This window comes from Rhizobium leguminosarum, assembly GCF_010668065.1.
In the GTDB taxonomy this organism is placed as follows: Bacteria; Pseudomonadota; Alphaproteobacteria; order Rhizobiales; family Rhizobiaceae; genus Rhizobium; species Rhizobium leguminosarum_S.
Map to the genome: position 1 here is coordinate 21,143 of NZ_WUEN01000027.1, position 10,918 is coordinate 32,060.

General features: G+C 61.4%; 9 protein-coding genes. All 9 read right to left on the bottom strand.

Annotated elements, in window-relative coordinates:
* Positions 1 to 31: 31 nt before the first annotated feature.
* Complete coding sequence (locus tag GR198_RS34580; RefSeq protein WP_164070437.1) at positions 32 to 3,142, bottom strand: efflux RND transporter permease subunit; 3,111 nt, start codon at positions 3,140 to 3,142, stop codon at positions 32 to 34.
* A 48-nt stretch (positions 3,143 to 3,190) separates the two neighbouring features.
* Complete coding sequence (locus GR198_RS34585; protein ID WP_029872020.1) at positions 3,191 to 4,402, bottom strand: efflux RND transporter periplasmic adaptor subunit; 1,212 nt, start codon at positions 4,400 to 4,402, stop codon at positions 3,191 to 3,193.
* A 169-nt stretch (positions 4,403 to 4,571) separates the two neighbouring features.
* On the bottom strand, positions 4,572 to 5,174 hold the full coding sequence (locus tag GR198_RS34590; protein ID WP_012758802.1) for a TetR family transcriptional regulator: 603 nt from the start codon (positions 5,172 to 5,174) through the stop codon (positions 4,572 to 4,574).
* A gap of 108 nt (positions 5,175 to 5,282) precedes the next feature.
* Entirely contained in the window at positions 5,283 to 6,227 is a 945-nt protein-coding gene (locus GR198_RS34595; protein WP_029872021.1) for a phosphoribosylaminoimidazolesuccinocarboxamide synthase, read from the bottom strand.
* An 84-nt stretch (positions 6,228 to 6,311) separates the two neighbouring features.
* Entirely contained in the window at positions 6,312 to 8,057 is a 1,746-nt protein-coding gene (locus tag GR198_RS34600; protein WP_029872022.1) for an SLC13 family permease, read from the bottom strand.
* Positions 8,058 to 8,160: 103 nt separating this feature from the next.
* The gene (locus tag GR198_RS34605; protein WP_029872023.1) at positions 8,161 to 8,847 is read right to left on the bottom strand and encodes a phosphoribosyltransferase; all 687 of its coding nucleotides are present in this window, start codon (positions 8,845 to 8,847) and stop codon (positions 8,161 to 8,163) included.
* 14 nt (positions 8,848 to 8,861) lie between these two features.
* Positions 8,862 to 9,668, bottom strand: coding sequence for a pseudouridine synthase (locus GR198_RS34610; RefSeq protein WP_029872024.1), 807 nt, complete (start codon positions 9,666 to 9,668; stop codon positions 8,862 to 8,864).
* Positions 9,669 to 9,826: 158 nt separating this feature from the next.
* Positions 9,827 to 10,033 (bottom strand): hypothetical protein, encoded by a 207-nt coding sequence (locus tag GR198_RS34615; RefSeq protein WP_012758797.1) that lies wholly within the window; start codon positions 10,031 to 10,033, stop codon positions 9,827 to 9,829.
* A 139-nt stretch (positions 10,034 to 10,172) separates the two neighbouring features.
* Positions 10,173 to 10,511, bottom strand: a complete 339-nt coding sequence (locus tag GR198_RS34620; protein ID WP_011653302.1) for a hypothetical protein — start codon at positions 10,509 to 10,511, stop codon at positions 10,173 to 10,175.
* Positions 10,512 to 10,918: the final 407 nt, after the last annotated feature.

The window sequence follows — 10,918 nt, forward strand, 5'->3', positions numbered from 1 at the left end:
ACGGCAACAGCATTATCACAGTGCATTTATATCACAGTCCTGCCGCATTTTTGGCGCGTGTGGCAAAGATGCGTCGAATGACGACGAAAAACGACGGCACGAAGAAAATTCCGAGCATCGTCGCCGCTAGCATGCCGCCGAGAACGCCAATGCCGATGGCATTCTGTGCCGCCGAGCCCGCGCCTGTCGCGATCGCCAGCGGCACGACGCCGAGAATGAAGGCAAGCGAGGTCATGATGATCGGCCGCAGCCGCAATCTCGCCGCTTCCAATGTCGCCTCGTGGAGCCCCATGCCGCTTTCCATGCGGTCCTTGGCGAATTCGACAATCAGAATGGCGTTCTTCGCCGCCAGCCCGATGGTGGTCAGCAAGCCGACCTTGAAATAGACGTCGTTTGCCTGACCGAAGACGGTTGCCGCCGTCAGCGCCCCGAGGATGCCGACAGGCACTGCCATGATCACCGAGAAGGGGATCGACCAGCTTTCGTAAAGCGCTGCCAGGCAGAGGAAGACGACCAGTACCGAGATCGCGTAGAGCATCGGCGCCTGCGAACCGGACAGCCGCTCCTGATAGGAGATGCCCTGCCAGGCGACCGTATAACCGCCGCCGAGCTGATTGGTCAGTGCTTCCATTTCGTTCATCGCATCGCCGGAAGAAACCCCGGGTGCGGAAGCGCCGTCGAGCGGAATGGCGCTGACGGCGTTGAAGCGGGCAAGCGAGGGCGCGCCCTTCACCCATTCCGTGCGGGTAAAGGCGGAGAAGGGCACCATTTCGCCGTCATTGTTGCGGGCGTACCAGTGGTTGAGGTCGCTCGGCTGCATGCGGAAGGGCGCATCGCCCTCGACGTAGACCGGTTTGATCTCGCCGTTCAGCGTGAAGTCGTTGACGTCACGGCCGGTGAAAATGATCGACAGCATCGAATTGACCGAGGCGATGTCGACGCCCATGGCGCCGATCTTTTCCTGATCGAGCACGATGCGCATTTGCGGCTCGACTTCCTTGTTGCTGCTGCGCAGCGCCACGATCTTGCCCGAGCTATTGCCCATCTGGATCAGCCGCTTGGAGGCGGCCGTCAGGGCGTCGTTGCCGTGGCCGCCGGTGTCGACGAGATACATGGAGAAGCCGCTCGACACCCCGAGACCCTGGATCGCCGGCGGCAGCAACGCGAAGACCTGCGCCTCGCGGATCGCAAAGAAATTGCCAAGCGCACGGTTGACGACTGACTGGGCGCTCAGCGTCGGATCGGTGCGCAGCGAGAAATCCTTGAGTTTGGTGAAGACGATGGCGCTGTTCTGGCCGGAACCGCTGAAGCCGAAGCCGAGCGCGCCGAACACGGAATCGACGGCGTCCTTCTCGTTTTCACGATAGTATTTCTCGACCTTTTCGACGACTGCCTGGGTCTGCTGCGTGGTCGAGCCCGGCGGCGTGGTGACGATGGTCAGCAGCACGCCCTGGTCTTCCTGCGGCAGGAAGGAGCTCGGCAGGCGGGTGAAGAGATAGGCGCAGCCGGCGCCGACCAGAAGGAAGACCAGCATGACGCGGATCGGACGCTTCAGCAGATAGCCGATGGTGCTGATATAGCCGTTGGTCGAGCGCGTGAAGTTGCGGTTGAACCAGTCGCCGACGCGGTGCTTCCGGTGTTCGCCGACCGGCTTCAGCATCGTGGCGCAAAGTGCGGGCGTCAGCACGAGGGCGACGAGCGCCGACAGCAGCATGGCCGAGACGATGGTGATCGAGAACTGGCGATAGATGATGCCGGTCGAACCGCCGAAGAAGGCCATCGGAATGAAGACGGCGGTGAGGACGAGCGCGATGCCGACGATGGCGCCGGTGATCTCGCCCATCGATTTTTCCGTCGCTTCGAGCGGCGAAAGCTTTTCTTCGGACATGATGCGTTCGACGTTTTCGACGACGACAATGGCGTCGTCGACGAGAAGGCCGATCGCCAGCACCATGGCGAACATCGTCAAGGTATTGATCGAATAGCCGGTGACCGCCAGCACCCCGAAGGTGCCGAGCAGCACCACGGGAACGGCAATCGTCGGGATCAGCGTCGCCCGGAGATTCTGCAGGAAGACGAGCAGCACCACGAAGACGAGCACGATCGCCTCGATCAGCGTGTGCACGACCTTCTCGATCGACAGTTCCACGAAGGGCGTGGTGTCGTAGGGATAGGTGATCTCGACACCTGCCGGCAGGCCGCGGCCGATAACCTCGAGCGCGGAGCGCACACGGGCGGCGGTATCGATGGCGTTGGCGCCGATTGCAAGATTGACGGCGAAACCGGTCGACGGCTGGCCGTTGTAGCGCGAACTGCCGCCGTAGCTTTCCTGCCCGATCTCGATGCGCGAGACGTCGCTCAAGCGCACCGTCGCGCCGTCCTTTTCGACCTTCAGGATGATGTGCTCGAAATCGGCGACGGTGGTCAGCTGGCTTTGGGCGGTGATGGTGAAGTTGATCTGCTGGCCGGGGATCGTCGGCTGGGCACCGAGCGAACCGACGGAAACCTGGGTGTTCTGCGCCTGGATGGCAGATGTCACGTCGCTCGGCGTCAACTGGTATTTCAGCAGCTTGAACGGATCGAGCCAGACGCGCATGGCATATCCCGAACCGAAGACATTGATGCTGCCGACGCCTTCCAGGCGCTGGATTTGATCCTCGATCGAGGTCGACATGATATTGCCGAGGTCGACGGAGTTGCGCTTACCGTCGGTCGAAACGAGCGAGCCGACGAGAAGGATGCTCGAGGTCGAGCGGGTGACGCTGATGCCAGCATCGATGACGTCGCTTGGAAGCTGCGACTGAACCAGCTGCAGCTTGTTCTGCACCTGCACCTGGGCGATATCGGGGTCGGCGCTCGTCCCGAAAGTGAGCTGGATGCTGGCCGAACCCGTCGATGAGGTCGAGGTCATGTAGGTGAGGTCGTCGAGGCCGGTCATACCGTCCTCGATGATCGTCGTCACCGATTTCTCGACAGTCTCGGCGCTGGCGCCGCGATAGGTGGCGTTGATGCGAACCGTCGTCGGGGCGATGTCGGGATATTGCGAGATCGACAGCGTGAAAATCGCCAACAGGCCGGCGAGCATGATGGTGATCGCAATGACCCAGGCGAAAATCGGACGTCGGATGAAAAACTTGGCCATCGGTTATTCCTGTGCGGCTGAGACGGTGACGATGCGGGCCCGCGGCGATTACTTCGCTGCGGGCTTCTGCGCGTCACCGGCCGCGGGCTGCTCGGCAGCCACGACCACGCCGGTGTCGTTGATCTTCATCGGGACCGGCTTCACCGGCATGCCTGAGGTGATCGATTGCAGGCCGCTGACGATCAGCTGATCGCCGTCCTTGATGCCTTCGGTCACGAGCCAGGAATTGTTGGAGGGCGAGCTGTTCTCGAAGGCGCGGGTTTCGACCTTGCCGTCGGCGGAAATGAACTGTGCCGTCAGCCGGCCGTTGGCGTCACGGCTCGTCGCCAGCTGCGGCAGCGCATAACCGGCCTCGGCGCCGAGCTCGACCGTTGCGCGGACATACATGCCGGGCAGCACGATACGGTCGGGATTGGGAAAGAGCACACGAATGATGAAGGTGCCTGTGGTCTCACTGACCACCTGCTTCGACATGTCGAGCTTGCCCTGCTGGTTGTATTCCTTGCCGTTTTCGAGGATCAGGTGGAAGACGACATTGGCTTCGCCCTTGATGTCGCCGGCGGCCATCGCATCGCGCAGCTTCAAGAGGTTGGTGCTCGATTCCGTCAGCGAGATGTAGATCGGATCGAGTTGGCGGATCGTCGTCAGCGCCGTCGTCTGGTTGGCCGAGACGACGTTGCCGACATTGACGGCCGTCTGGTCGATGATGCCATCGAAAGGGGCGACGATCCTGGTGTGGTCGAGGTCGATCTGTGCAGCGGAAAGCGAGGCCTTCGCCGACTCGACTTCGGCCTTGGCCTGGAGCAGCGTCGTCTTGGCCGTTTCGAATTCGATCTGGGTGGCGCCGCTGCCGACGAGGCGCTGGTAGCGGTCGAGATTGCTTTCAGCGCTCGGCACGCTGGCCTGCGCCTTGGAGATCGCCGCCTTGGCCTGCTCGACGGCAGCGATATAGGGTGCATCCTCGATCTGGTAGAGAAGGTCGCCCTTCTTGATCTCGCCGCCGTCCTTAAAGGCGACCTCGCGGATCAGGCCGCTAACCTGCGGCCGGATATCGGCGGTCTGATATGTCTCGGCGCGGCCGGGCAGGATCGTGGTGATCGGGAAGCTGCCCTTGGTCAGCGTGATGACGCCGACGGGGGCAGCCTGCTGCGCCGCGCCTGCACCCGCATTGCCGGCGGGCTTGGAGCCACTGTCGCTGCAGGCTGCGAGAAGGGCTGCGAATGCCAGGGCAGAGGAGATGAGGAGGGCACGCCGTATCATGCTGAATTCCTGTGCGGTGGCAATCGCCGTTCAATCCACGAGTTCGGGTCTGCGGGCTCGGCTTGATCGAGCGCAGGCTTATATAAGCGTCAGGATTGGGTTGGCTTCAAATGCCGTTATCCGAATTTAAGAAAAGCTTTACGAAGTGACGTAATTCAGCAATCATCACTTAGCAAGCGCTATTTTGCAGTGCGGCATGGACGAAACATACGATTTTTTCGGCGCGGTGCACGAGTGTCTCCTTGTCGTCGCGAGCGATCAGGACAGGGTGCAGCACGCAGGCCAAGACGTCTGCAACCGTATGCGCCGCGCTCTCGGGATCGCGGCAATGATAACTTCCCTCCGCCATGCCCTCGCGGATGATCTCGCCGAGCTTTGCCTCGATGCGGGCGCGATAACGGTTGCCGGCCTCGAGTTTGGCTTCGATCGTCGAAAGCACCATTTCGAAGATATAAGGGTTCTTCTGGATATCCTGCAGGTGGCTTTCCAGCAGGCGCAGGATGAAGCGGAGCAGTTGTTCCTTTGGCGGCAGCTTCTCATCGAAGGCGGCGAAGCGCTCGGCGGCATCGTCGAGATGGCGTCCGGCGATCGCATCGACCAGCGCGACCTTGGAACGGAAATGCTTGAAGACATTGGCGGGCGACATATGGAGCGCCCCGGCGATATCGGCGATCGACACCGCGACGAAGCCCCGCTCGCGAAACAGCATCTCCGCCATGGAGAGAATGTCTTCCCGCGTTTCCTCGGCCTTGCGTCTTGGCCTTCTTACCATCTGTTCCCCGCCGGGCTGAGCCCGATACCCCTTTTTTTCGATGCTAGCGCGATTGGAAGGAATGCCGCAAGCTGGTGATCGGGCCGGCGGCTTTCGTCTGTCGCCTTTTCAGGGAAAATAGGGAGCGAGGTTGTTTCGGACACGGGCAAGCGGCGTCTCGCCGCTATCGTCGGGAACAAAGCGCTCGCCGGTGATCGCCTCGTAGGCTTTGATATAGACGGCCGAGGTCTGTTCGATCAGTTCGGCGGGGATTTCGGGGATCTCGTCTTTATAGGGATCGCAGCGCTCCGCCACCCAGGCGCGGACGAAATCCTTGTCGAAACTCTCCGGGCGTTTTCCGGCGGCAAAGCTTGCCGGATAGCTTTCGGCAAGCCAGTAGCGACTACTGTCCGGCGTGTGGATCTCGTCGGCGAGGATAATGTTGCCGTCACCATCGGTTCCGAACTCGTATTTGGTATCGACCAGGATCAGCCCGTTTTTCGCCGCCATCTCCTGGCCACGGGCAAAGAGGGCGAGCGCATATGTCGACAGCGTCTGCCATTGTTCTTTCGTGAGAAGGCCGCGCGTGACGATTTCGGCGGGGGTCAGCGGTTCATCGTGGCCGCCGTCGAATTCCTTGCTAGTCGGCGTGATGACGGGGTCCGGCAGGATCTGGTTGTCGCGCATGCCGTCGGGCAGGCGCATGCCGTACATCTCGCGTTCGCCCTTCTTATAAAGCGTCAGGATCGAGGTGCCGGTGGTGCCGGCGAGATAACCGCGCACAACGATCTCGACCGGCAGGATGTCGAGCCGCTTGCCGATGACGACATTCGAATCGGGATAGTCGAGAACGTGGTTCGGGCAGATGTCCTTCGTCGCCTCGAACCAGTAGCGGGCCGTCTGCGTCAGTACCTCGCCCTTATAGGGGATGCAGGTGAGGATCCGGTCGAAAGCGCTCAGCCGGTCGGTGCTGATAATGATGCGGCGTCCGTCCGGAAGATCGTAATTCTCGCGCACCTTGCCGCGATAATAGTTCGGCAATTCCGGGAAATGGGCTTCGGAGAGAATTCGCACGGCGCTCGACTGTCCTTAATTATTGGGTGAAGACTTCCTGCTCTAGTTTCATTGCTGGGGAAGTCAAGCCGATCGGGTATCGCGTTACAGCCAGAACAGACCGGTAAGAAGCAGGGCGAGGCCGTAACTTGAGACGGCAAGCGGCCAGCCGGCGCGCAGGAAATCGCCGAAGCGGTAGCCGCCGATGCCCATTGCCAGCGTGTTGTTGTGATGGCCGAAGGGCGTCAGGAAATCGAGCGACGCGCCGGCGGCAACCGCGATCAGATAGGCGTCCGGCGCATGCCTGGCGGCTCTTGCGAATTCCAGTGCGATCGGGGTCAGGACGATTGCGACCGTCGCGTTGTTGACAAAAGGCGTCAATGCCATGGCCAGGAAAAGGATGAGGGCGATGCCGAAGAGCGGATGGGTGATCGGCACGACGAGGCTGAGCCAGCCGGCAATGGTTTCGGCCGCTCCGGTGGTCGCCACCGCCTGGCCGATCGGGATCATCGCCGCCAGCATGATGATGATCGGCCAGTTGAGATCGGCCATCGCCTGACGGATATTGAGGTGATTGAGCAGAGCGAGCACGAGCACGACGCCGGCAAAAGCGACGTCGGGACGCAGGCCGGCCGCCGAGGCGGCGACGCCGCAGGCAAAGAGCGCGAAGGGCCGCCAGGATAGGAGCGGCGCCGGTTCGCTCGGTGCCGTCGAGGCGAGCGGCAGGCACTCGCTTTCCTCCAACGCTTCGCCGATTGCAATGCGCGGCCCCTCCAGCGTCAAAATATCGCCGATCGACAATTGCAGGTCGAGGAAGCGGCCCTCGATGCGTGGCGCGCGCATGGAAAGGGCGGCGACGGCGATGCCGCGATGGTGGAAGACTTCGAGCGAACGGACACGCGAACCGACCAACGTGCTCTCCGGCATCACGACGGCTTCGACACGGGTGAAATCCGGCTGCAGGCCATGCGGATGGGCATCGGCGATCAGCGCCTGCGTGGCGGCAAGGCCGGCAAAGACTGTATCGGCGCCTTCGGCAAGCAGCACGTCGCCGGGTTCTAATATCGACTGGTCGAGCGGACCGAAGACGAAACTGTCGCCGCGGATCAGCGCATGCGGCTTGATGCCGAAACGCACCGGACAATCGGAAAGTCGCACGCCGATCAGCGGCGAGACGTCAGGGATGCGACGCTCGACGACGATGCGGCGCGCGGCCGGTGAGATCTTTACCGGTGTTTCGTCGGGTTCCGGAAACAGGCGCTGCACGCGAAAGGCGATGAGCAGAATGCCGGCGATGGCGACCGGCAGGCCGACATAGGCGAAATCGAAGAAGTGAAAGCCGGTTCCGGTCGCCTTGGCGAGCGCATCGCTGACGAGCAGGTTGGCTGGCGTGCCGATCAGCGAAACGAGGCCGCCGAGCAGGGCCGCGAACGAGACCGGCATGACGAGCTGGCGGCGGGGGATTGTCAGGACCGTGCCGAGACGTAGCGCGACCGGCAAGGTGATCGCAAAGGCGCCGATATTGTTCATGAAGATGGACATGAATCCGGCGAGCGAGGACGTGCCTGATATGACCTTGAAGTCCGAGGGTCTTGCGGCCGCGAAACGGGCGGCGAGACTGTCGAAGAGCCTGGCGCGCGCCAGCACCTGGACGATCAGCAGGATCTCGACGACGGTGATGACGACGGGACTGGCGAAGCCCGTGAAGATCTGCTCGGCGGGATAAAGGCCGAGCGCATAGCCGCCAAGCAAGCCGGCGATCGAGACCACCTCGATGCGGATGCGATCGAGCGAGAAGAGAATGAGCATCGCCAGCAGAAGGATCAGCAGGGATGCTTGCTCGAACGACATGGGCAGGTCCGTTGTTTCATCGATCAGGCGGGACTGTAATCGTTCCTCATGCGCTGTACAGAGGCGCCTTCAGGCAAAGATTGAACAATCCTCATATCTCGCGTCAGGCTGGTGGTGCCTGCCACTGGCCTCTGGCGTTCCGCTCCAGAATGGGGGTTGCGAAGACGCCGATGGTGCGAGCGCTCCATTGCGGCCCGGCGGCTGCGAGGCTTTCGCGCCAGCGCTCCGATTGCAGCATGGCGGCACCGATGACGACGGGTTCGATGCCGCAGCCTGTCAGCAGATGAAGACCGGCGGCGATCGAGGCGCCGCTGGAAATGACGTCATCGATGAGTGCGACGCGTCGTCCCTGAAGCAGCGGCAGCATGCGCGGATCGATATAGAGACGTTTCTGCTGTGTCGGCGTAGTGATCGAAGACAGGGCGACGGAGAGCTCGTCGCGATACCAGAATTTACGCGAGGTGCCGAGCGGAACGTAGCGGCCATGGCCGAGCTTCTGCGCCACGGCGGCGGCCAGCGTCAGGCCGAGCGTCGGCAGGCCGGCGACGACGTCGATGCGCATGGGCCTGATCTTTTCGGCAAGGCTTTCGGCCAGTGCATCGAGGACGGCGAAGCTCGCCTGGTTGACGATCAGCGAGGCGAGGGCGTGGGCGCCATCCGCCAGCTCACGGATCGGCAGGCGAAGCTGGCGGCCGTCTTCGAGCGTGGCGACATAGAAGGAGGTGAACTCCCCATCGCCGGCAAAGGTGCCCGGCGGGTGAAGCTCCTGCCAGAAATCGTGCGGCGCCATCTCCGTCACAGCGGTCAATTGCGTCTCGTCCTCTCCATGCCGGTTTTCCGGCGTAGCGCCTGCAATTCCGGTTCGCTCAGCGCACGCACTGCGCCTTTCGGCAGTTCGCCGAGTTCGAGCCCGCCGATTGCCACGCGCACGAGGCGCAAGCATTCGGTTCCGAGCGCCTCCAGCATGCGGCGGATCTGGCGGTTGCGGCCCTCGTCGAGCTCGACCTCGATCCATGAATTCCTGTCGCCCTGGCGCACGCGCCGCGCGGCGGTTGCCGTCAGCAGCTCGCCGTCGTGGCGGATGCCCGCTGTCATCGCGGCAATGTCCTCGTCGTCCATGATGCGGTCGATCTGGACATGATAGGTCTTCGTCACATGCGTGACCGGATCGAGCAGGATCTGGGCGAATTCAGTGTCGTTGGTGAAAAGCAGCAGGCCCTCGCTCGCCTTGTCGAGCCGGCCGACCGGAGAGAGATGCGGGATGTCGAAATCCCTGAGGCAATCATAGACCGTCGGCCTGCCTTCCGGATCGTGGCGGGTGGTGACGAGACCGCGGGGCTTGTTGAGCATCAGATAGATTTTCGCTTCGGCAGCGATGACAAGGCCGTCGATGCTGATGCTTGCCGTGGCAAGATCGACCCATGCGGAGGTATCGCTGACAGTTCGGCCGTCAACCGCAACGCGATTTTCGGCGATCAGGCGTTCGGCCTGCGTGCGGGAGCAATAACCGAGCTTGGAAAGGGCGCGGGGAAGGGTGACCCGTTTGGCCGCGGCGTTATCGGTGGGCTTTGTCCGTTCACGCGTCTTGTGCGGTGGGCGCCGCTCCCTCATCTGTCATCCTTATCCTGCTTTCGATGCAGTTTTCTTGGCATGAACGACAGAAGGATGCCAGCAGCGTGAATAAAAAACGACGGGAATAACAGGCGCTGAAAAAAGGCCTCAGCGCTTTGGATAAAGCGCCGTCGCGGCTTTGCTAGGGTGGCGCTGCCTCAGCGGCAGACCATGAAGCCGGCCAGTTCCTTGCGGCTGACGACGATACCGGCGGCGGCCTTGACCGGGTCCGGATGCGTGTAGGACAGACTAGGCATTTCCGGCAGATCGAGTGCCTGGCGCATATTCATAATGCCGACCGCATAGCGGCCATCGGCGCTGTCGACACTGACTTCGATAATGCAGTTGGCCCTCTTGTTTTCCATGGTAGTCCTCCCTTCGTTTTTTATGTTCCCATAGCTGGCATTAAAAATTGGTTTTTCTAAGACATAAGCATTTACGCACCCTGCCGAAAACGGATCGGCGGGTGCGCAAAAAACTGGTTTATGAGTGGATATGGCGTGTTCAGCGCCACCAATGGCGAGGCTGCGGCTGCGGACTGCCGGAAAGCAGGTATCCGGCAAGGAAGCCAATGGCGCCTGCAAGCACCAGGGCAGTGGTCGTTGCAGTCGGATGCTCGCGGGCAGCGTCGGCGGCAGCCACACCTTCGGCCCGGATCTGGGCGACGGCGTTCTTTGCCCGGGGCAGGGCTTCGTCATAGACCTTGCCGGCGCGGCCACGCACTTCGTAATAGGCTTCAGCGCCCTGAGCGGAAATCATCTTCTGCAGGCGCGAGACTTCCTGTTGGAGTGCGGCGATGTCCTTACTGACAGATGCTCTGATATCATCGGTATTGGCAGCCATGTCGGTCTCCTTCCTTCAATGGGAAAGACAACACCCAACTCGGTGATAGGTTCCGAAATCTCAGCCGCTGATTTGTGACGGAAATTTAAAGCTTGCCGGTCGGAGGCGCTTTAATCCTCCGTTAACCATAATTTCGCGCAAGATCCTGTTTTCTCGCTATCTTTCGGACGTTGAGAACGACGTTCGATGGATTTTTGACCAGCCGGTAAAGGAATTTTCGGGAATCCGTCCCGAAAGGGCGCCCTGTGGATAATATCGACCGGCAAAAATGCCAGCCGAATCAACCTGTTACAAAAATGTCAAAAAACTTTGGTTGGGTGTGTTGACTGTTTTGGTTGGTTAGTTCTATAAGCCCACTCACTGAACGAGGGCGGCGGCGCTGCTGGCGACGAAGTCTTTCGTTCTAG